Annotated in this window: 15 protein-coding genes; 13 read left to right on the forward strand and 2 right to left on the reverse strand. The window is 40.3% G+C overall.

Annotation, left to right across the window (positions count from 1 at the left end):
- Positions 1-16: 16 nt before the first annotated feature.
- Positions 17-187: a hypothetical protein gene (locus R2R28_RS10145; RefSeq protein ID WP_316825567.1), complete on the reverse strand. Its 171-nt coding sequence runs from the start codon at positions 185-187 to the stop codon at positions 17-19.
- A 440-nt stretch (positions 188-627) separates the two neighbouring features.
- On the opposite strand from R2R28_RS10145, the gene R2R28_RS10150 reads away from it, so the two are divergent.
- The 6 genes from R2R28_RS10150 to R2R28_RS10175 all read left to right on the forward strand — a co-directional run bounded on the left by R2R28_RS10150 (position 628) and on the right by R2R28_RS10175 (position 10568).
- The gene (locus R2R28_RS10150; protein ID WP_316825568.1) at positions 628-1119 is read left to right on the forward strand and encodes a hypothetical protein; all 492 of its coding nucleotides are present in this window, start codon (positions 628-630) and stop codon (positions 1117-1119) included.
- Positions 1120-1336: 217 nt separating this feature from the next.
- Entirely contained in the window at positions 1337-3163 is a 1827-nt protein-coding gene (locus R2R28_RS10155; RefSeq protein ID WP_316825569.1) for an ABC transporter ATP-binding protein, read from the forward strand.
- A gap of 706 nt (positions 3164-3869) precedes the next feature.
- Positions 3870-4199: a hypothetical protein gene (locus R2R28_RS10160; RefSeq protein ID WP_316825570.1), complete on the forward strand. Its 330-nt coding sequence runs from the start codon at positions 3870-3872 to the stop codon at positions 4197-4199.
- 502 nt (positions 4200-4701) lie between these two features.
- On the forward strand, positions 4702-8061 hold the full coding sequence (locus R2R28_RS10165) for a SusC/RagA family TonB-linked outer membrane protein (protein ID WP_316825571.1): 3360 nt from the start codon (positions 4702-4704) through the stop codon (positions 8059-8061).
- Between the two features lie 18 nt (positions 8062-8079).
- Positions 8080-9678, forward strand: a complete 1599-nt coding sequence (locus R2R28_RS10170; protein ID WP_316825572.1) for a SusD/RagB family nutrient-binding outer membrane lipoprotein — start codon at positions 8080-8082, stop codon at positions 9676-9678.
- A gap of 77 nt (positions 9679-9755) precedes the next feature.
- The gene (locus R2R28_RS10175; RefSeq protein ID WP_316825573.1) at positions 9756-10568 is read left to right on the forward strand and encodes a tyrosine-protein phosphatase; all 813 of its coding nucleotides are present in this window, start codon (positions 9756-9758) and stop codon (positions 10566-10568) included.
- A gap of 17 nt (positions 10569-10585) precedes the next feature.
- On the opposite strand, the gene phnA is transcribed toward R2R28_RS10175, so the two are convergent.
- Positions 10586-11827 (reverse strand): phosphonoacetate hydrolase, encoded by a 1242-nt coding sequence (gene phnA, locus R2R28_RS10180; protein ID WP_316825574.1) that lies wholly within the window; start codon positions 11825-11827, stop codon positions 10586-10588.
- A 588-nt stretch (positions 11828-12415) separates the two neighbouring features.
- Between phnA and R2R28_RS10185 the strand changes: the two genes are divergently transcribed.
- The 7 genes from R2R28_RS10185 (at position 12416) to R2R28_RS10215 (ending at position 24297) form a co-directional block, all read left to right on the forward strand.
- Positions 12416-13603: an FAD-dependent oxidoreductase gene (locus tag R2R28_RS10185; protein WP_316825575.1), complete on the forward strand. Its 1188-nt coding sequence runs from the start codon at positions 12416-12418 to the stop codon at positions 13601-13603.
- A gap of 12 nt (positions 13604-13615) precedes the next feature.
- The gene (locus R2R28_RS10190; RefSeq protein WP_316825576.1) at positions 13616-15379 is read left to right on the forward strand and encodes a flavin monoamine oxidase family protein; all 1764 of its coding nucleotides are present in this window, start codon (positions 13616-13618) and stop codon (positions 15377-15379) included.
- An 864-nt stretch (positions 15380-16243) separates the two neighbouring features.
- A complete protein-coding gene (locus tag R2R28_RS10195; protein WP_316825577.1) occupies positions 16244-16837 on the forward strand; it encodes an RNA polymerase sigma-70 factor in 594 nt (197 codons plus the stop codon).
- Positions 16838-16989: 152 nt separating this feature from the next.
- Positions 16990-18117: a FecR family protein gene (locus tag R2R28_RS10200; protein WP_316825578.1), complete on the forward strand. Its 1128-nt coding sequence runs from the start codon at positions 16990-16992 to the stop codon at positions 18115-18117.
- Between the two features lie 202 nt (positions 18118-18319).
- On the forward strand, positions 18320-21853 hold the full coding sequence (locus R2R28_RS10205; RefSeq protein WP_316825579.1) for a SusC/RagA family TonB-linked outer membrane protein: 3534 nt from the start codon (positions 18320-18322) through the stop codon (positions 21851-21853).
- A 94-nt stretch (positions 21854-21947) separates the two neighbouring features.
- Positions 21948-23819 (forward strand): RagB/SusD family nutrient uptake outer membrane protein, encoded by a 1872-nt coding sequence (locus R2R28_RS10210; protein ID WP_316825580.1) that lies wholly within the window; start codon positions 21948-21950, stop codon positions 23817-23819.
- 31 nt (positions 23820-23850) lie between these two features.
- Positions 23851-24297: a DUF5018-related domain-containing protein gene (locus R2R28_RS10215; RefSeq protein WP_316825581.1), complete on the forward strand. Its 447-nt coding sequence runs from the start codon at positions 23851-23853 to the stop codon at positions 24295-24297.
- Positions 24298-24388: the final 91 nt, after the last annotated feature.

The following is a 24388-nucleotide window of genomic DNA, read 5'->3' on the forward strand; positions in this document are numbered from 1 at the left end:
AAAATTAAATCATTTGTTACGAAAGGCACCTGCGATTTTTTCTGTCGTTCGAAATAATCCAGATACAGGCCATCCAGCTTAAAAGTGCGGTAGAAATTCCCAGTTCAGGATCTGCTAAAGTAAAGGAGGAAAAAATAGCCACAACCGAAATGGCGGTAGCAAATAAATATGGTAGGAATCTTTTCATTTTATTATAAACTAAATTTGTACAAGGCTATTCAAAAATCAAACCAAGGCAAGGGGTAAAGAAGGCTTAGTGTTTAATATTTCTTTTCCTGACATTTCTACCAAAAAAGTCAGTTTTAGATCATGCGTATTGCTGCTTTTATTCTGATTATACAGCCTTTGTCATGATTACTTATTAACATACCGACCTCAATTAAAGACAGGCACCTGTCTATATTTTTAACAACATTTTTTAGAATTGCCGCTGCGTAAAACCATAAGCAGGTTTTGCTGTTTAACTATGGCATGGCAAACGAAATTGTCTACTCCGTATTCGTAAAAGAAGGGGACTTACCTATCGTGCGCTGGCTTATGTAAGAGATATAAAGTTAAATTCAGAAGATATAGATGCAGATTTTGCGCTTAATAGGGAAAAAGTTGAGGTCAATTATGTCCACCGGTATGGAACAGTATTCAAATGTATTTAAAGAAAACAGGGCAACCATCACCAGCACGGTGGTGCTCGATTATGCCTTTGTTGAAGGGGAGGATACGGATACCTATCAATTGGTACGTTTTGGAGAAGGGGAACCCTGGAACATATTATATCATGGCTTTTTGCTCGGCTCATTAACTAAGGTCGATGGCCTTTGGATCGCAGAAAATGCCTCGGGCCTGAATGGGGAGCAAATATTTGCTCTTGGGAAATTTATTGATAGTCAGCCTTTTAATCAATTGCCAGACAGGATCAAAACCCATTGGGAAGAGTTTGTAAAAGAAGTTGTTTTGGAGCGTAATAATAGCTACCTGGTCATCTGTCGGGAAGAAATTGATTTTGCAATGTTTTCACTAATGTTTGATGCCTTTATCGCTGAGCTTGTAGAGGATGGAACTCCGGTTAGGTTCAAAGTATATAATGCTACCTTCAGCGATGATTTTCAGCTAGCAGTATAATAAGGTTATCCTAAAAAGCTTAAAGCAGCCCATATTTTTTACTTTCTTCGTTTTCTTCCCGGTTAAAAGTAACAGGCTTAAAAATTTGATGAATATTTAAAGTATTTTTCGTGCTGATCCGTCTTGATGATTAGGATTTATCTAATCGTAGAATTGGTAATCAGAAAAATCATGGTTTGCCTGAAGATTCCGATTTCCGTATATCAACACAAAAATAATGGCAAGAAAGCATTTAAACAGCGGTAACGCAACGGGTATTGAATTATCAAAAGCAAAAATAAACAAAGAGAGTTTAGGTCATGTGGCCCGGTTGCTCACTTATTTAAAGCCGTATCGCGGTAAATTTATAGCCGCTTTATTCTTCCTGTTCCTGTCCAGTTTGGTTGGCCTTGCTTTTCCGGCATTTATAGGTGCCTTAATAGATACCGCGCAGGGTAAACGTAGCAATGGTTATTTGCCGGGCACCATACCGGGCATCCTAACATTAGCTTTTATTGTGTTAGCCTTGCAGGCCGTAGTGTCTTATTTCCGGATATTGTGGTTTGTTAATGTGGCAGAACGATCGTTAGCCGATATCCGGCGAGATACTTATTTTAAGTTGATTACGCTGCCGATGAACTTTTTTTCTAACCGTAGGGTTGGTGAGCTCAACAGCAGGATTTCTGCCGATTTATCTCAGGTTCAGGATACCCTTACCACCACCATAGCCGAAATGTTGAGACAGTTTGTACTCCTGGTAGGTGGTATTGTTTTTATGGCTGTTATTTCGAAAAAGTTAGTGCTTGCGCTGCTTTTGGTTTTACCTGTTATGATTGTTTTCGCCGTTTTATTTGGCCGTTTTATTAAAAAGATTTCGCGCCAGGCCCAGGATAAAATGGCTGAATCCAACAGCATCGTAGAAGAAACGCTTTTAGGTATAGCCAATGTTAAGGCTTTTGTAAACGAACCCTATGAAGCTGCCCGTTACCGGAATACCATTCGGGAAGTAGCCAATATCGCCATTAAAGGTGCTAAATTCAGGGGGATGTTTGTCTCCTTTATTGTGTTATGCGTTTTTGGGGGTATTTTGGCGGTGGTAGGTTATGGCTGTATTTTGGTTGGTCGCCACGAAATTACCTTTGGCGAACTGTTAAAGTTTTCCCTTTATGCCATGTTTTTAGGAAGTGCCCTGGGTAGTTTTCCTGAATTGTTTGCTAATTTACAAAAAGCAGTAGGGGCGAGCGAAAGGGTGCTCGAAATATTGGCAGAAGATGGTGAAGCGGTATCGATAGAGGAAAAACATCACGTGGTGAAGCAAAAAATGGAAGGAAATCTCTCATTTAATCATGTGGGTTTCTCTTATCCTTCACGACCGGAAATGGAAGTATTAAGCAATGTATCCTTTGAGGCCAGGGCTGGACAGAAAATCGCTATAGTTGGTCCCAGCGGATCGGGTAAATCTACCACCGCCGGATTGATATTACAGTTTTATCATCCGCAAAGCGGCGAGATCTTGTTTGATGGCAAACCAGCCAGTGAATACAGCCTTACCGACATCAGAAACCAGGTGGCAATTGTGCCACAAGATGTGATGTTATTTGGCGGTACCATATTGGAAAACATTGCCTACGGTAAATTAACCGCAACAAAAGAAGAAATTATACAAGCAGCTAAAAGGGCAAATGCACATCAGTTTATCACTTCTTTTCCCGAAGCCTATGAAACGGTGGTTGGAGAACGTGGTGTAAAATTATCAGGCGGACAACGCCAGCGCATAGCAATAGCACGGGCACTGCTGAAAAATCCTGCTATATTAATTTTAGATGAAGCTACTTCTTCACTGGATTCGGAATCGGAACGTTTGGTGCAGGAAGCGCTTGAAGAATTAATGAAAGGGCGTACCTCTATTATCATCGCACACCGCTTATCTACCATCCGCGAGGCAGACAAAATCCTTGTCATGGAGAAAGGACAGATTATCGAATCGGGTACCCACCGCGAACTGATTAATAATGAACAGGGATTATACAGGTATTTAAGTGGCTTGCAGTTTGAAGTAACTTAAGAATAATCTTAATACCTTGGTAGGGTTTGCAGGTGCATTAAGATTAGCTTCGCTGAGCACTTCGTGGTTCCCGCCTGCGCCTATCGTGTGGACACATCTTTTTTAAATTTTTGTGGAGTTATACTAGCTTGCTTTGAAATAACACGGCCCTAACCGCAAAACTCCGTTAATCCCAAGTGGCGGAAGGATCAAAAAAACAGTTGCACAATAGGACAACTTGCGCTACCAAACCTGAAACGCAGTGGTTTTGTGAAAATATCACTCAAACTTTCATTGATCAGAAACGAGCAAAACAATTGCCGCTGTTTTTTTGATGGGCGTGGGATGGTGAGAAGCCACATTGCCGGATTGACAAAGCGCTTTAGGTAATTGGCGCCCCAAAATGCGCAGCATTCTTGAACACCATTAAAAACAACATTAACTGTGAAAAACTACCTTGCCGCAGCGGCATAGAGCGGGAAAAGAATCTTTATAATTAATTGTGTCCACACGATAGTCTTCAAGTGGGGTGTCTGCAGGACGGGGGTGTCTTTTTCTTTCTTTTGTTTGTATAAACAATTGTTTAGTATTGGTTAACATTTATATCAATATTTGTTTACTTTAGCTAAACATTAGTTTTGCATTTTTGCTTTCTGTCTGATCGTTCGAAATAAGTATGGCGATGTAAGATGGGTTAGCGTAGAAATGTCAGATATTAAAAATAATTATGAGTTTAAAAGGGATAAGTAAAACCACAGTGGCCAATATGATTGGTTTGCTTGATCAATTGGAAGAGCTCGAAGGCATCATCGGGAATGATCCCCAGGGTTGTGATCAGATCAGGAACCTAAAGGGAGACTTAATCGAAACCTACCAGAAATATGAATGCATGGTGCGCGAAATAACCGAACAGGTAGGTGTTTATCAGGATCTTTATGGTAAAATCAGGTTTAGGTTTGTGCCCGAGAAACTGAAATCACTCAGGCGGATTATCCCACAGGATAGTGATGAATTTGTGTTACTTAAAGAAAGTATCCATAAAAGTCACCTTATTTAAATTTACAGCATTTAACCTTGTGTTTTAGTATCTGAATAAGGCGCTTTAATTCTAAATTATCCTGAATAAATATCTGTTCTGCCTGTTTTTTAGGTAATTCCTGCTTTTGTTTTATTTTTTGTGCTGTAGGTGATATGTTTATGGCTTTTTTAGTTTATAGATATTCGCTTATTGTAGGTTTTGTTTGTATTCTCCTTTTTTTTTAGGTGCTTTCTGAATGCTTTCTTGTTTTAATTGAGGGAGTGATCAAAATAAAGTAATATGATTGGCGATTTTTGATTTTTTATAGCGTGTAATTAGTCTTTTTTTAATTTTTTTTCTACCGGAAGGGTTTTGAATTCGGTCTTAAATTTTAAGTTATTATTTTCTTTACATAGGATCGTACTTTGATGTCGTTTTGTCGATTTTCTTAACCAAAAATTTATCGTTTCATGTTCTATGCTAAACATTCTCATAATGTGCTGCTTCTATTTTTGCGCAGCTTATCATTAAAGAACGCTTCATGGAAAAAAACTTACTTATTTTATTCAGGGCCTGTCTGTTGCTTATGCTGTTAACGCATACTTCAGCTTTATTTGCCCAACGCACCCAGTACAGGGGTATTGTTAAAGATGACACCCAGGCCATTGTGCCCGGTGTGAGTATTATGCTTAAAGGCAGCAGAACTGGTACCTCCAGCGCTGCAGACGGAACTTTTTCCATCTCGGCAGAAAAAGGACAGGTATTGATTATCTCCTCAATTGGTTTTACCACGCAGCAGGTTGTACTTGGAGATGAAACAACAGTAAACATCAGCCTTAAAAACGATGCAAATGTATTATCGGATGTGGTGGTTACCGCGCTTGGTATTAAAAAGGAAGCCAAAAAAATCGGTTACGCCACACAGGAAGTTAAAGGTGCAGATCTTGTAAAAGCACGCGAGCCAAACGCAATCAATTCATTGGTGGGCAAGGTTGCCGGACTAACGGTTGGTGGAAATGCCGAAATGCTTGGCCGCCCTCAGCTTGTTTTACGCGGAAGTACCGACCTTTTATTTGTGGTTGATGGTGTGCCGGTAAACTCTGATACCTGGAACATCAGTGCTGATGACATTGAAACCTATACCGTTTTAAAAGGACCAAATGCAGCCGCACTTTATGGCTCGAGAGGCCAGAATGGTGCAATATTGGTTACAACCAAAAAAGGCTCTAAAGATGGACGCGGATTTACCGTTGATGTGAACAGCAGCACCATGCTGGAAAGTGGTTTTGTGGCCCTGCCCGAAAACCAGACCCAATATGGTTATGGAAATGACTATAAATATGCTTATGGATCAGACCTGTACGACCTGGATGGCAGTTACAGAAGAACCAACATCTGGGGGCCAAAATTTGATGGCCAGGGAGTAGCGCAGTACAACAGTCCGCTGGATGCAAACGGCAAAAGAACGTTAACACCATGGACAGCGAAAGGCGTAAACAACTTTGAAAACTTTATGCAAACCGGAGTTTTATCTACCAATAACGTTTCGGTGGGTGCTTCTGGCGATAAATATGATTTAAGGGCATCGCTTACCCATACCTATCAAAAAGGGATGGCGCCAAATACCAAACTCAACATCGATAACTTCGCACTTTCTGCCGGATACAAATTCAGCGAAAAATTACGCGTAGATGGAAGTTTGAATTTTAACTCGCAATACACCCCAAATATTCCGGATGTATCTTACGGTCCAAATAGTTATGTATACCAGTTTAAGGTATATGGTTCGGCCAACTGGGATGTTGCAGAAGTTGAAGATTACTGGGGTGGGGAGCGTGGCAGAAAAGGACTTGTTCAGAACTTCGTAGAATACGGAAGACATAATAACCCTTATTTTACAGCCAACGAATGGTTACACAGCCATAACAAAACCGATATTAACGGTTATGCAAAACTGAGTTATAAAGTTGATGAGCATTTAAACTTTCTTGCCCGTACACAAATTACCACCTGGAACCAGTTAAGAACAGAAAAAGTACCACCTTCAACCAATTTAAACCAGTATGTTAACGATTATGAGTTTAACAAAACCGGTGGTATATACAACATCTGGTATGGCGATTATCGAGAAGATCAACGTCGCCTGATGGAGCACAACCATGATGTATTGGCAAATTATAACAACAAAATAGGCGATTGGTTCGACCTTGGCGTATCAGTAGGTGGAAACCTGAGAACTTTCGAATATAGTTCGAACTGGGAAACTACGTTTGCGATGAATATCCCTAATGTTTATAATTTCGCAAACTCAAAAGGCCCGATCAAGGGTTATACATTTGGGTCAAAAATGCAGGTATACAGTGGTTACTATTCCGTAGATCTTGGAATTAAAAACTGGTTAAACATTAATACCACAGGCCGCGTTGATGATCTTTCTACACTGCCAAAAGGACAAAGTACCTTCTTTTATCCATCGGTTTCATTAAGCAGTGTAATCTCTGATTACGCAAAATTACCTTCATTTATCTCGTTTTTAAAAGTAAGGGGTTCATTTGCTGATGTAAAAGGTGCATTAACCAATCCAACAATTGGTACTGCTTACCAGGCCTTAACCGGTAATACAGTAGGCTCTTTACTGGGTGGCGGACTTTATGGTGGTTATGGTACAGAACTGATCTCATCATACGATGGACCATCTTATGATAATCAGAATTCTTACAGCTCTACTACCTATTATAATAATACGCCTTCGGTAGATTATTCAAAAAACATTGCAAATCCAGCTATCAAACCTTTTAACGTAAAATCATACGAAGCAGGGGTTGATGTTAAATTCTTGAAAAACAGACTGGGCGCTGAGTTTACCTATTTTACATCAATAAACGGTCCGCTTATTTACCAATTGGCTTTGGCACCTTCTACCAGTTATGCCACAAGGAGTGTAAACGCCATCACTTCACAGAAAAAAGGTTGGGAACTTTCTGTTAACGGAACTCCCGTTAAAACACAAGGTGGTTTTTCATGGGAAGTAATGGCCAATGTATCTACTTATAAAGAAACCTTAAAAGAAATTTATGGAGGTGTAGATGCTTTACCAATCAATGGACATAATTATAAAGTTGGCGAACGTTTAGATGCTTTTTATGGTCGTGCTTATGTGCGATCTGCTGATGGACAGGTGATCCACGATGCAAGTGGTTTACCATTGGCACAACAGGCAGGTATTAACAACAACCAGCTTTTAGGCTATGCCAACCCTGATTTTGTATTTGGGTTAAACAACAGGTTTACCTATAAAAATTTAAGCTTTAGTTTCCAGCTGGACGGACGCTCAGGCGGAAAAATATTCGATTATGTATATGCGCAGATGATGAACGCGGGTAACGCCATCGAACTGGTAGAAGGCCAGTATGGTGATGCCCGTTTAAAAGAATGGCAGAGTACAAACGGTGGGGTAGGTAATGCTACTGCAGCCATGGTTGGCAACGGGGTAGTAATTACATCAGGTACGCCGCACTATACTGATGGGAAAATAGACAATTTTAACGAATTAACTTTTGCGCCAAACACCAAAGCGGTAACCTTAAGAAGTTATATCCAGAATGGTGTTTATGGTTTGTTCGATGAGCCATTTATGGTGAACCGTTCTTATATTAAACTCCGCGAGGTGGTAATCGGTTATACTTTACCGAAGAAATGGCTGGAGAAATCGTTCATCCGTTCGGCTTCATTCTCATTGGTAGGCAGAAACCTGCTTTACTTTGCTGAACGTAAAGACATCGACCTTGATCAGTATGCTTCAGGATTTAATTTAACCAGCAAAAGTTTAGGTGGTAAACAAGCGGATTTGCAGAGCTCTACTGCCCGTCGTTATGGTTTTAATATCAATATAGGCTTTTAACGCTCAAAAAAATAAAATATGAAATCTAATATATTAAAAATATCAGCAGTTGTTATGTTGCTTATTAGTGCAATGGGCTGCCAAAAAGGAGATTTATTGCCCAACCCAAACGTTGCCAATGAAAATTCTACCATTCCTGCCTCGTTATTATTAAACCACATTACCTGGAGTTTTTATAAAGGAGGAGGTTTTGTTGATAAGGCCGCAAATGCAGTTGAAGAAGACCCATTCGGCCAGGTAATGCGCTGGAACCAGTTTACCACTTCTTCTAATGCCTATTACCGCGGATTAAATGCCTACGCGTTTAGCAATACCGCAACTACCTATGATATTATCAGGTATGTATCTAAAATGGAAAGTCAGGCGGCTACCCAGTTTAACTCACCAAATACCATTTATGCTGCTCTTGGAAAATTCTTCAGGGCATACAGTTTTATCTGGCTTACACAAAGGGTAGGCGATATCCCGATGACAGAAGCAGGCAATACGGCTATTTTTCAGCCAAAGTTTGATACCCAGCACGATGTTTATAAAAATTCGCTGCAATTACTGGAAGATGCAAACAACATCATGAGTACACTGGTAACGCCTTTAAATTCATCTACGGCAGTTGGTGGAGATATTTTCGGACTTACCTACCTGCAATGGCAAAAGGTAATCAATGCTTACAAACTTAGGGTATTAATCTCCCTGAGTAAAAGGGCTGATGATAACGCCGACCTGAATATTAAAACACAATTTGCAGCCATCATCGGTAATCCTGCAAAATACCCCATCTTAAGTGGAAATACAGATAACCTTAACTTTAAATTTAACGCTACAGTAAATAAGTATATCTATAACCCGGATGAAACTTATAACCTTTTTGGTAACGTAAGCAAAACTTACCTGAATATTACTACGGTAAATAAAGATCCGAGGACTTTTATAGTAGCCACACCGGCGCCGGCACAGATTACAGCAGGTAAAACGGTATCTGATTTTACCGCTTATGTGGGTTCTGATATTGCGCTTACACAGGCGGGTTTATCTGCAAATGATGCTTTGGGCATGTATTCTTATGTAAACTTTAAAAGGTATTATGCTTCATTTGTAGGTCCTGATCCTTTAATCTTAGTTGGTTATCCAGAAATGTGTTTCAATATTGCCGAAGCCATTAACAGGGGCTGGTTAACCGGATCGGCCTCAACATGGTACAACAATGGTATTAATGCTTCATTAAGTTTTTATGGAGTGGTTAACGGCCAGAGTTATGCCGTTGGAAACCGTGAAGGCTTAACCCTTGGATCAGTCACCTTAAATACCACTGATTTTCTGAACAATGCCAATGTGGTATACAAAGGTGATAACACGGATGGTTTAAAGCAGATTCTTGAACAAAAGTATGTTGCTTTTTGGCAAAATTCGGGTTGGGAAGCATTTTATAACTGGCGAAGAACCGGTGTGCCTGCGTTTTCAAACAACGGCCCCGGCATAAATCCTTCTCAAAAAATCCCGGTTCGCTGGCAATATCCAATTGATGAGCAGAATAATAATTTTGCAAACTACAAAGCAGCTGTTACCAGTCAATATGGAGGCAATGATGATGTAAACCAGTTAATGTGGTTGCTTAAATAATATTATAATAATTTTTTTAAGATAAGGAGCATCTCTTTTTTGAGTTTGCTCCTTATTTACCATTTAAACAAATAAAAATGAAAAAGAACATTATCCTGTTTTTAAGCCTGGTGTTTAGTGCGCAGTTTGCCTTTGCATCGGTGATAGATAGTACCAGGGCCGTTGCGGTTAAAGGTGCCACTAATTTTAGAGACCTCGGCGGTTACGAAACCAAACAGGGTACCCATGTAAAGTGGAATAAATTATTCCGTTCAGGAGAAATCAGTAAATTAACAGACGCAGATCTTATGATGCTGGATCAGAAACACATCCGTTTTGTGGTTGATTTTAGGGGAAATGATGAAGTAGCAAAAGCGAAAGACCGATTACCCAAAAATGCCGGTTACCTGCAATTACCCGCTGGCAGCGAAAACCTGGGCAGCTGGATGGCGCAAATGGCCAAAATGAATTCAGCCGATTCGCTGATGGAATCTTTTTACAGTCAAACTTCACACCTGAAAGCTAAGTATCAGCCGTTTTTTAAAGCTTTATTAAAACAACCAGATTCGTCGGCATTGCTTTTTCATTGTACGGCAGGAAAAGACAGAACTGGTGTTGGTGCAGCCTTATTATTATATGCTTTGGGCGTTCCCGAAGAAACCATTTTGGAAGATTATTTACTGAGTAATGAGTTTCGTAAAGAAGAAAACGAAAAAATGGTAAAAGGTATGGTACAGATGGGAATTAAGGAAAAGGTAGCCAAAGATCTGGCCGGCGTAAAGCGTGAATACCTGATGGCAACTTATAATGCACTTATTTCGAAATACGGAAGTGTAGACGAATTCCTTAAAACCGAAATGGAACTGAGCAATAACGATTTAGCAACCTTAAGAAAAAAATATACAAATTAGTATTTCGATGGTTAACGTTACTGCGTGCCGTTAACTGTAAAATCGAAAATATCAAAGTTACGGGGATCACCCTGTGCTTTTAACTTATAAATGGTATTCAATGGGTGCGATATTACCATGGGTACCATTTCTTCGTAACGGCCACCATGCGAGCGGAGCGTGCCATCCAATGCGTTTAAATCGTGGTGGGCAGCCGTTTTTCCAACCACCACATCACGGCCCGATAATACAAAAAGATCGCCGCTTCGGTCGGCTGGCTGTTCCAGTATGTGGCAACCGGTTTTTTTGTCGTAAACTTCAGTAATACCCGGTTGTAAAGTCAGCCAGTTTTTTACTTCATCAATTCTGGAAATATCATCCATGTGTACCACCACATAAGATCCCAATGCACCATGGTGTTTTACATAAGGATCGGTAATGGGGCAGATTACCCTAAAGCCCTTGCCAAACTTCTCCGTAAGCATGGTTTCGATGAACAATACATTTGGCGAACCATCAGCTTTTACTTTTGCATTCATGCCATGATCGGCTGTAGCCCCAATAATGGCTCCCAGCTGCAGCATTTTTCCAAATTCAGCATCCTGTGCTTCATAAAAAGCCAGCGATTCTTCGGTATCTGGTGCATAGGTATGCTGCATGTAATCGGTAAGCGAAAGGTATAAAAAATCGGCCACGCCCTGCTTCAACAGGCTAACACCTGCCTTCAGTACAAATAAACTGGCATCGGCACTGTAAATGGCCGGTGTTTTTTGTCTGGTTAATGTTTCTACATTTTCAATGCCATGTGTTTCCAGGTTTACCTGTGCCGCTTTTTCTGCAGAAAAAGCAATACCTGTTAATTGATGGGAAAGGATATCCCTTAATTTCTCTTTGGCCGTAATTACGGCAACTTTACGCCCCGCATCAGCTGCTGCGGCCAGTAATGTTTCTGCCCTCAGGTAAGCCGAAGCATTCATCATTACTTCCTCATCTTTTTCGGCATCGTAAAAAAAGTTACCACATATGCCATGCACCGCAGGACTAACGCCGGTTACAATCGAAGCATTGTTTACATTGGTAAAAGAAGGCAGGGCGCCACGTACCATTCCCCTGTAACCCTGCAAGATCATTTTTTTTAAGTTTGGCATCCGGTCATGTGCCAAAGTAGTATCCAGGTATTCATCTGCTGAACCATCCATGCAGATCACTACAATCGGTTTTGCGGAAGGTGTATAGGTTATGCCGTTTGCGGAGAAAGGGGTGATTGAAATGTGGTGCATCCTGAATTTTGGGTGAGGTAAAGTGAGGCTAATTTAGTGTTTTTCGGAACTAAATATAAGCAGATTAAGAAAATTAGTCCTTGTTTTTTGAGGAAAAGGGTTGGGTACAAATATCATTCAAAATTTGAAGAATATTGTCAATTTCCAATATAAATACAATTATGTTGATACATTTAGTTTAGCCGGTACCCATTATTTGTAGCAAAAAAGCACTCTCCCTTATATTTAAATAAAGGCCAGGTAGTTACGCCTGTATGTTGTATTAATGTAGTTTAATTTTTGCTTTAAGCGTTCTCAAAATACTGAAAAATGAGTATAAAAATCGATGGTTAATTGTTTAGCTTTGAACTAAACCAAATAACGGAAGACTTATTTTTAAGTCTCCATACGCTAAATTAATCTCCCATGTACAAGCTCATCCCGCAAACATTTTCCTGTTTCCCTTTAACCTCTTTTTTGCTTTAGGCATAGTCTGCCAGCTTAAAGCGAACTTAACCGTAAATAAGTTTAAAGAGATATAGCAGGGTACAGGCCTGGCTACTGCCCATCCTTTATCACCAATTCCAAACAACCATACCAAACAAATTTATGAAAACAGAAAATTACGATGTTATCGTTATTGGCGGGGGCGCCATAGGCTTAGCCACGGCCTACCACCTGGGTAAACGAAAAGCCAAAACCTTAGTGCTGGAACAATTTACTTTTGTAAACCAGCTGGGGAGTTCGGCAGGGGTATCGCGCCAGTTTCGCATTCCATACCCGGATCAATATATGGTGCAGATGGCTTTAGATGCACAGCCTTATTGGGACGAACTGGAAAAAGAAACCGGCACATCATTGCTTGATAAAGTGGGTACGCTTTGGTTTGGAGACCCCGCCGTGCACTCTACAGAAGGGAATATTGCTGAAGCAGAAGAGGCGCTGAAAGCTTTAAAAGTACCTTATGTAAACTTAACGGCTAAAGAAATTGAAGAAAAATACCACTTCAGGAACCTGCCCGAAACTTATACCGGATTATTCCAGCCCGATGGCGCCAGCATCAATTTTAAAGCCACCATCGAAACGCTTTTAAACCTATGCAAAAAAGAAGAAACAGTTGAGCTGGAAGAAAATTCTCCGGTGCTTAAAATCAACCAGATAGGCGAACTTTTTGAGATTACGACACCAAATGGCATTTACATCAGCAAAAAACTGTCTATTATTCCTGGCCCATATATTAACAGCGTAATTAATTTACTGGATTTTAAAATAGAAGCAACCTATTGGAACATGTCGTCGGCCTATTTTAAAAAGACTGACCCAGGCATACAATATCCAACCTGGTTTGTGTTCCAGAATGCAGTTGGCGAAAACGGTAACCAGTTTTATGGCTTTCCATCGGTAGATTGGGACCATCCCGAATACATCCGCGTAGCACCTGATTTTGTGATCGAACCGATAGAAGAACCGAACGACAGAACGCTGATCCCTAACCCACAGGAGCTGGGTTATACTGCTGATTGGGTAAAAGAACATATGACAGGTTTAAGTTTGGAGCCTGAATATACCTCTACCTGTTTAATTGCACTGAGTAAAATACCAAACAAGGAATTACTGATCGATTTTGCACCAAATTATGTGCCCAACCATAAAAATATAGTGCTCTACGCTACCGGATGGGCCGCAAAGTTTACGCCCTTTTTAGGTAAAATCATGGCCGACCTGGTGTTAGACGGACATACCGATTTTGATATCAAGCCCTTCCAGCTGGGCAGAAAATACTTTAAAGCACTCTAAAACCATCTAAATATGAACAAAAACACACCTTTAAATACAGGTAAACAACCTGATTTAAAAACCGAGGTAGCCATTATCGGTGCCGGAACTTCGGGTTTATATACTGCTTACCGTTTGGTAACAGATAAAAAGTATACCGCCAGCGAAGTACAGATTTTTGATATGAACGATAAACTGGGCGGCAGGCTCGAGTCGGTAATTATGCCGGGCATGGATTTCTGGGGCGAGTTAGGCGGGATGCGTTACCTTACTTCGCAGCAAATTGTAACCACCTTAATTGAAGGTTACCCGCTGAGCGAAGAAGATCCTGCAAAACGTATCCCCGTGCTGAAAGATAAAATGACGCCGGTTCCGTTCCCGATGGGCGACCCGGCAGAACTGATTATGTACCTGCGGAAAGAGCGTTTTAAACAAGATGCCTGGACCGAAGCGCAGGCTGTAGGAGAAAAATTGAGCACCCGTTATTACCTTAATGATGATGATTTCGGTTTCAGTTCGGATCAGCTGTTTAATAAAATTATTTATGATGTTTTAATGGCCGATCCGTGGGTGGCGCAAACCTATGGCAAGAAAATCATAAAAGGTACTTCGATCTACGATTATTCTTTTGAATTAACAAGCAGGGATTGGGATGATATTAAACCTAAACTGGTATACAATTTTCCTAATTCGCCTTACGATAAACGCAAGGTAAACGACCTGGGTTTCTGGAATTTAATTAAAGATCAGGTTTCGCAGGAAGGTTATGAGTTTTTAGCCAATGCCGGCGGCTATTATTCGAACACCATCAACTGGAATTCGGCCGAAGCTTTTCCTTATATGGTGGGCGATTTCTCTGCAGGTACCATTTACAAAACCATTGAAGAAGGGTATGACAGTATTGCTTATGCGGTAGCCAATGCCTATACCGATTTTGAAGGTGCCTGCATCTGGTCGGAGAATAAACTCCTTACTTTCACCAAAACGCATCCGCTGGCAAGCACGCATCGGTACCAGCTTACCTTCCTCAACCTGAAAACCAATACCACCTGGAATGTATATGCGAATACACTGGTGCTTGCCATGCCAAGAAAATCGCTGGAACTGCTGGATCAGGAGAATTTCTTCTTCAATATCAACGAAAACTCCGTATTGAACAACAATATCCGATCGGTAATTATGGAGCCGGCCTTTAAAATTCTAATGGGTTTCCCTTACCCATGGTGGAAAGACCTGGGTATTGATTCTGGTCACTCAATTACCGATTTACCCATGAGGCAGTGTTATTATTTTGGAACCGATCTGGTAACCAATAACTCAATGTTGCTGGGCAGTTACGGCGATATGGAAACGGAAACTTTTTGGAAAGCACTTACGGATGATAAATTACTTTTCGAGGTAAAACCAGCCAAATCGGCCTCCTTAAAAGAATTACACCAACTGGATAGTGTACAAGCCACCAAACTAATGGTTGATGAGTTGATGACTCAACTGCGCGAATTGCACGGACAGGAGGTAACCATCCCCGAGCCTTATGTAACTTATTTCAGGGATTGGACAGATGAGCCTTTTGGCGCTGGTTACCATGCCTGGAAAGCGGGTTACTCGGTTGAAAATGTAATGCCATATATGCGTAAACCGGTTTCTGATGAGCAGATCCACATTATTGGTGAAGCTTATTCTGACCAGCAGGGTTGGGTAGAGGGGGCTTTCTGTGTAGCTGAAAAAATGTTGCAGGATTATTTTGGACTGGACAGGCCGGTGTGGTTAAACCCTGAATATTATTTAGGCTGGTAGGGCAAAAGCAATAATATAAAGTAAAAAGGTATTCCATTATTTTGGGATACCTTTTTTGTTTTTACAAGTTTCGAAGTTTATCGTCCTGAGGCACGAAGGATCTTTGTGTAATTAACCACTGGCACTCGCTGCCTCGTATTTTTTGCCCTTTGCTCTGCCGCCGCAGGGCTCTTTTTTTTTCTTTAGCTCCGTTTGTCATTCCCAACTTGATTGGGAACCGTAATGCCTTGGTAGGGTTTGCAGGTTGCATTAAGGTTCCCGCCTGCGCCTATAGTGTGGACACAAATATTAGATTAGTTTTATTTGCTCCTATGCCGCAAGGCATCAAACTTTTGAGGCATCAAAAGTATGCAAAAATGCTTTGTCAATCCAGCAAGGGGCCTTTTACACAATCCCCATACACATCAAAAAAACAGTGGCAATTGTTTTGTTTGTTAGGGTCGGGTGAAAAGTCTTTGCAAACATGAAACACAAAACCACTGCGTTTGAGGTTTGCTAGTGCCATTTGTACTGTTGTACGCCTGTTTTTTTGATTTTCCTGGCCCTTGGGATTGACAGGCGTGCTTCGGTAAGCGCTGTGTTATTTCAAAGCAAGCTAGCATAGTGCCTTTTTTTGCCTAAAAGATGTGCCCACACGATAGGCCTTCGCGTGAATGACGGCTGATTTTCATAATCTGTCATCCTTGAGGCACAAAGGATCTCTGCGCCTGCTTTTTGTTAAATCTACCTCGCCAGCCAATGGCTTATACCCATTTTGATATAATAACTTAAAATTAACACAGAATTACTTTGATTTTAATAAACAAAGTTTAGTTTTGCTAAACATATCAAATTATTGTAATCCCGAGATTCTCAGTTCCCTAAATGAAAAATCACGCTAAACTTTCTGATAATGATTTGATTATCCCGCTTAGGTTAGGGTGTAAAGAAGCATTTGCTGAAATTTACAGCCGCTACTGGGAAATTCTGATCAATGCCGCCTATCAGCGTTTACGTTCGAGAGAAGATGCAGAAGAAGTAGTGCAGGAGGTATTTGTTAATCTTTATTTCCGCCGCTGCGAAATCGATCCAAAATCTACTTTAGAAGCTTATCTTAAAACCGCGCTGAAATTTAAAATTATTGATGCTTACCGTTTGCAACAATTACATTACAGGCATATCGACAGTCTGATTGCGGAAACAAACCTGTCGCCCATTACGCCCGACGATCAGCTGGAGATTAAAGAATTTAAACGCAGCATCCTTTCGGCTTGTAAAAACCTGCCCGAAAAATGCCGCGAAGTATTTATCATGTTCCGTTTCGATGAATTATCCCATCAGGAAATTGCCGATCGCACAGCCATTTCGGTGAGTACCGTAAAAAAACACCTTCACAAAGCCATGCTTTTCCTGAGAGAAGAATTTAAAGGAAGCAAAACCTTTTTATTTATCATTGTGCTGCTTTTCTTTTCAAAATAATTTTCTTGCTAAATATTATAATGCTATTATTCAGGTGTTTACATTTTTTTTATCATTTTTTTTTGATTTAGGGTAGAACCTTTTTGCTTTTGCTTCGAATACCTGATATGAGCAAGAATCAAAGTGCGTTCGATAAACATCTGCTTCAAATCATGAATAAGTTTAATAGCGGTCAGGCTACAGCAGCCGAGATCAGAGAAATTGAACTTTGGTATGAAAATCAGGCGTCGAATGAAGGTTATACCGATCGCCTGTCAACAGATGAGCGCCAGGAGGCCAAACATAAAATGTTGCTGCAGATTAATGAGCGCATAGAACAGAAAGATACACTGGTTGCAAGGTTTAACCCATATCAAAAATTAAAAGCCTTTGCACTTGCGGCAACAATATTACTGGCGCTGGGTACCACCTTTTATTTGGGTGTAGATCAGCAAAAAACAGATCGAAAAGCCATGGTTAAGGCTCATGATGTTGCTCCCGGAAGCAATAAAGCCATTTTAATACTCGCCAATGGTAAAAAAATCAGTTTAGAGGGCTTAAGTAATGGCCAGATTGCCAGCCAAAGCGGCATCAGGGTTTCGAAAACAGCCAATGGCCAGTTAATTTACGAGGCAACCGCAGGCAATGAAATTACAGGCAGCAAACCCGAGTTTAATACGATTGAAGTACCAGTAGGCGGACAATGGCAGGTGGTGCTTCCCGATCATTCTAAAGTATGGCTAAATGCCTTATCGAGTATTACTTATCCACTTCATTTTACGGGGAACGAAAGAAATGTAAAAATTGCCGGCGAAGCTTATTTTGAAGTGGCCCATAATGCCAACATGCCTTTTAAGGTGCAATGTGGCAAACAAACGGTTGAAGTGCTGGGCACACATTTCAATATCATGGCTTATACAGATCAGAAACAGATTAAAACTACGCTGATAGAGGGCTCGGTAAAGGTTTCGGATGGCAGATCTACAAAGTTACTGGTTCCGGGAGAGCAGGCACAGGTAAGTGCAGATAAAATTACAGTAACCAGGGATGTGGATGTAGAGGATGTGGTGGCATGGAAAAATGGTTATTTCAAATTTGATGAGAACCTGGAGTCTATTATGACCAAAGTGGCTAAATGGTATGATGTTGAAGTAATTTACCAGTTTAAACCAGATCCCAGCATTGTTTACGCGGGCAAAGTATCGCGTTCGAAAAATATATCTTCCTTATTGAAAATCATAGCATTTGATGGCGACGTACACTTTAAAATTGAAGGAAGGAGGGTAATTGTGACGAAATAACTGCGGCGACCATGGTAAATCAAAAAAATGGCCAAAGGTGTTAGTGCACCTCTGACCGGATATTGAGTTTACCCATTCCGACAAGTCGGAATAAAAATTTAACGAAGAATTAAACCGAAACCCAACATTCAAATTTATGAATTTAAACTTACATAATCGGTATGGTAAGCACCGCCATGCCTTTTACAAAATTCTGCTGGTGATGAAGATTACTATATTTTTTCTGATAATAGCCATAATGCAGGTAAGTGCGGCTTCATTCGCACAAAAAATAACCCTCAATAAGGTAAATACACCTTTATCGTTAATTATTAACGAAATCCGTGATCAGAGTAATTACGATTTTTTTTATAACAAGAAAGCGCTAAAATTAGCCAAATCGGTTAGCATTAATGTAAAAGATGCCACGCTTGAGGAAGTGCTGAAAATCTGTTTCAAAGATCAGGCACTCGAATATCAGATTACGGATAAAACCGTGATGATTAAAGGAAAAGAAACTAAGCTTAATTTTTTTACTCCTTTTCAACTGTTTGCCGAAAAAATTACCGGTAAGGTGGTTGATGAAAGGGGCTTGCCTATACCGGGCGCAAGTGTAACGGAAAAAGGTACGGGCAATATGGTTCAAACCAATGGTAATGGCGAATTTATCATCAATGTAAAAGACAATGCAGCCAGCCTGGTCATTTCTTTTATTGGTTACCAGAGTAAAGAGGTATTGGCAAAGGATGTTAAAGACGGTGTTATTAAGCTTGCTGTATCACAGGAGAACCTTGATGATGTGGTGATTACGGCTTATGGTAAAGTAAAAAGAACCAGTTTAACGGATGCCATCTCTACTATTGATAGTAAAAAACTAGAAAACAGGCCATTAAGGACTCTTGCCGACGGTTTAGTTGGTTTAGCCCCGGGATTGAATATTAGAATGCCAAGTGGTGCTCCAGAAACAGTTCCGAACGTAAACATTCGTGGTTTTACAGGTTTTGGTACCTCAGGAAGTCCTTTAGTCCTTATTGATGGGGTTGAACGACCTATGCAGGATGTTAATCCAGATGATGTGGAATCTATCTCACTCTTAAAGGATGGGGCTTCTTCTGTGATTTATGGATCAAGGGCACCTTATGGCGTATTGTTAATCACAACCAAAAGTGGTAAATCAGGAAAAGCAACTGTAAACTATTCTAATAATGTCAGGATTGGAAAAATGGTGTTATTTCCTACTCAGCCTGAATCGCCTGAATGGGCCCGTTACATCAACACTGCACAATTAAACGGTAAACCTGATGGTACAGGAACCATAGGGGTAGATGCCATAACAATTGCGAGAATGGAAGCATGGCTGAAACAAGACTGGAATAATCCGGCATTTGATGAACTGCGTAGCAGATTTGGAGATAAAGCACAATCATATATCGAAAATGGTCAGTTCCCTACCTCCGATGCCAGCTACAAATATTGGACCAGGGAACAATCATTTGCTACGACTAAATTGTATGAAGCTTATCTTAATCAGTCAGATTTTAGCCAACAGCATAACTTAAATTTAAGTGGCGGAACAGACCGTGTACAATATTTTACAAGTCTTGGTTACAATGATGGGAAAGGGTTATTTAAGGGCGATTTTAATTATAACAAACGTTATAATTTTCAAACCAAGCTTAATTATAAAGCTGCCGACTGGTTAGATTTAAGAACTGATGTAAGTTATGTACGACAGGAAAATCAAGGAGCCAACTACCGTTCATTAACGGCAAGTGATGGAGGCAGTGGTGCTTCAGTAGCCAATTATGGAGACATATTTGGCAGTATGACGCAGTATTTTGCAACGCCACTAAAAGTGCCGTCAGGAAATGCTTATTCATGGATTTTGGGAGCATCAGGTATTCTGGGCGAAGGTGGTTTGATTAAAAACAGAAGAGAAGATATGGTATTAAGTGGTGGTGCTACTTTAAGGCCATTTAAATATTTTGAACTGAACGGTGATTATAGCCTGCGCTTAAGTAATGCCCGTTTCTCTAAAGTAGATAAGATTGCCTATACCGAATGGCCTGATGGAACAAGGGTACAAAACAACCGTTCGGCCAATTTAAGCAGCATTGCTAAATCGAGTAGTTTGTTAAATTACCAGTTTGCTAAATTCAATGCACAATATAAAAGAAGTTTTGCCGAAGGGCATAACTTATTGGCCCAGGTAGGTATGCAGGTAGAAAAAAACAGTTACGAATCGTTATCAGGTAGTAAAACTGATCTTTTTGCCCCAAACCAGGTAGAAGCATTGAGTGCTGCCGCCAATAACCCTCAAACAAGTGATGGTTTGTATGAATGGGCAACTTTGGGTTACTATGGTGTGTTAACATACGATTTCCGTGAGAAATATATGGTGAAATTTGCAGGCCGAAGTGATGCTAGTTCACGTTTTTCAACCAAGTCTCGCTGGAGCTTTTTTCCATCCGTTTCAGGTGCCTGGAATGCAGCAAAAGAAAATTTCTGGCCTTTAAAAAACTGGATCAGTGAGTTTAAACCAAGGGTATCCTGGTCTACTTCGGGCGATCTTACATCAGTAGGTTCCTCTAACTATTATACCTATTTACCTGTTCTTAATTTTGGCGTAAGCAGAACTACCCTGTTAGGAGGTAACTACTCCAATGTAGCTACTCCGCCAGATCTGATTAGCGAAGGATTAACCTGGGCAAAACCAACCATGCTTGATTTTGGTATCGATATAACCGCTTTAAAACAAAGACTTAATATTTCTTACGACTGGTACCAACGCAGAATAATTGACCAGATCGGTCCGCCAGACCGCGTATCGGCAGTATTAGGAACAGGTGCACCATTACAAAACAATTCGGTTTCTGAAACCAGAGGTTGGGAGCTTAGCATTGGATGGAATGATAAATTTACACTTGCCTCAAAACCTTTTACTTATGATGTAAAATTTAACATGAGTGATTATATCGGCTATGTAACAAAGTATAGCAGCAATAGTTCGGGCTCAAGAAGCAGTGGCTGGACTCCCGGTGAGCTTTTTGGTCAAAACTTTGTGTATAAATCAGCAGGAATAGCACAAAATACCAACGATTTAAACGGACGTACGCTTAATGGAACCTATAATTACCCTGGATATTTACAGTATCAGGATCTTAATGGTGATGGTTATATTGATGCCGGAAACGGTGGTTTTTGGTACAGCATGGGTGATGTTGTAAAAGATGGTTTCAATTATCCACGTAAAAGCTATTCTATTGTTCCTTCTTTTTCATGGAACAACATTAGTATATCAGCAGTGCTGGAAGGCGTAATGCAATGGAAAATATACAGCAGTTCATCGTATGTGTGGGGTTCTACAGCAGGTACAGATATTGCCTACTTTTATACACCGGCATATAAGGAGAGTACCAAACTGGGCTATTGGAATACCGATAATCCAAATGCTTTTTTTCCTGCTTTAAACACTGGTCGCTCGTTGGCTACAGATCGTTATTCACTTGATCTTGCCCATTTACGCATCAGGAACATTACCATTGGTTACGATCTTCCACAAAAATGGATATCAAAAGCACACCTAAAAAAGGCTAACATCTATTTTAGTGGCGAAAATCTTGGGTTCATTTTTTCAAATTCTTACATTAAGTGCGATCCCGAATTTTTAAGTAACCAATCCTCTTTATTTGCTAATAACATCAATGGTTATCCGCCCTTGCGTTATTACTCAATGGGCGTAAGCATAGGACTATAAGAAATCAAATTATAAGATTATTAAGAATACTCTAACATTAAATGTCATGAAGTTTTTCGCAATTAAAATAAATCGCCTAATCATATCAGGCATCATGCTGATTTTTATAGTCAGCTCCTGTTCTAAAGACTTTTTGGACAAAGAACCGCTTACTTCGGTTGGGCCTGAAAACTTTTTCAATACAGCTTCAGACCTTCAGACTTATATAAATTCATCTTATTCGAGATTGGCCTCACAATACACCTCATTGGGAAATATCGCAAATACGGCATTGGATGCTAATTCGGATATGATGATTATTCAGACTACCGTAACCGGAAGCTTAAATTTGTTAACCTCGAATTCTCTTGCTCCTGAAACAAGTGCAGCATGGAATAACGGATATACTGCCATTAGAAGTGATAATTATTTTCTTCATTATGCGTTATTAAATGCACAAAAAAATGCCTCAACTAAACATTTTATCGGGGAAGGCTATTTTTTCAGGGCGTGGGATTACTTTGCACTCCTAAAAACCTTCGGGGGAGTGCCCATTGTAACAGACATACTTAAAGAAACCGATACCGAAGAACTTTATAAGCCACGTTCTTCACGTTACGATGTCGCTAACCAAATCATCAAGGATCTTGATTCTGCAATTTCCAAACTTAACTGGAAAGGTGAAAATGAAGGAGGGATTGCTGGAAGGGTTACCAAGGATGCAGCGTTGTTACTAAAAACAAGGGTTGCTCTGCACGAAGGTACATGGGAGCGCTACCATGCGCGAAAGAACTCGCCATTTGCAGTACAGGGAAAAAATGGATCTGATTTTTTGGCAATGGTTGAGCCTGCAGCGAATATGCTGATAAGCCGTTATGGCAATAGAATATTTACCAATCAGGGTGATAAATCTTTAGCCTATAATCAATTGTTTTCGCAAAAAGATGCTGCAACAACAGAAGGTGTAATCCTTTATAAGGTTTACGATGCTTCTAAACTGGCAGATAGTCATAATTTCTTTTTCAAGATAATTGATTTGGGGCCTTCCATTACCGATCATTTGGTTGATATCTATTTAAAAAGCGATGGTACCCAGCAGGGCGCAACCAATGTGCTTAATGTGCTCGGCAGTACACTCGATCCGAGGTTTAAACAAACTGTTTGGACGCCAGATAGAGGGCCTTTTAATAAGTTACCCGGGCGTGGGGGAGATGGTACACCGTTTCGTTATCCATTAATTGCACCTGCCGGATCTTATACCGAAGGTTTTACCTCAACCGGATACAGGAATTTTAAAGGGGCAGTTTTTGCACAAGAATATAGGAAAGGTGAAACAGACGATGTTTTGATGCGCTATGAAGAACCATTATTGGCCTTGGCCGAAGCTAAAGCAATTTTGGGTACAATAACGCAGGCAGATCTGGATAAAACTGTAAACTTAATCAGGAGCAGGGTAGGTATGATTCCAATGAATATTAATGCAGGTACTGGATTCATTTATCGTGAAGATTTGGGCTTTGATAAAAGTGAAACACCAATTGTTAACGAAATTAGAAGAGAACGCAGTGTGGAGTTTGCCTTGGAAGGATTTAGGCTGGACGACCTGAAAAGATGGGGTGTTTATGAAAAAGTTATTAATGGTTACCAGCCAAAAGGTGGCTTATTGCAGGAAGTTTTAGATTATTACAATAGAACTCCCGCCCAGATAGCTTTAGATATGGGCTCAGACCCAACCAAATACAGTAGTATAAGAGCCGATGGTTACACCCTAAATGAAACCATTTTAACTTTAACGGTTGGAACTAATGTTGATCGTTTCGCTGATGGAAGAATTAACCCGCTGTTTAAGGTAGCCGATTTTAGACCCGGCGGCAGAGGGTTCTTTATTGAGCCAACCAGAGATTATCTTTCTGGTGTTCCGTTACAGGAAATAAGACTTTACCAATCTAAAGGTGCTAAACTTGAACAGAACCCAGGCTGGAGATAAATAATCATTTTATTAGATAAATTTTAAAATTATGAAACAGAATAAATGGCTAATCGTGTTGTTGATCATTATTTCGATAAGTACCACATCATGTTTAAAACAGCGGGTAGAACTTGATGATACCGTTTGGGGTGATCAGGCAAACATTACCGGCGCGGTACTTTTTAAATATACCACTGTAACCAATCAGTTAGGTAATGCTGAACCTGTAACAGGGTATCAAAATACGGGTATAACTACAGCCTCTAATGTTGTAGATAAAAGCCAGGCTACTGTAAGAATTGTTGCGGTAAAAGGAACAGACCTTACAAAAATAGGTATCCGGTTTACACACGCTGCAAAAACAATTGAACCCATTAACGGGGCGCCTGTTGCGGGTACCATAGCCGATTTTTCGAAAGGACAGTTTACTTACCGGCTCCACTCTGCAGATGGAACTAACCGCGACTGGACTATTTTAATTTCAGTAGCACCTTAAGTAGTATAAATAGTTTACCAGGTAGGCGTTATCCCTTCCTGGTATTTTAATTTAACATCAAACATGTTTCATTTTTTAATGATTCAGATTT

The organism is Pedobacter miscanthi, from assembly GCF_032678605.1.
Taxonomy (GTDB): domain Bacteria; phylum Bacteroidota; class Bacteroidia; order Sphingobacteriales; family Sphingobacteriaceae; genus Pedobacter; species Pedobacter miscanthi_A.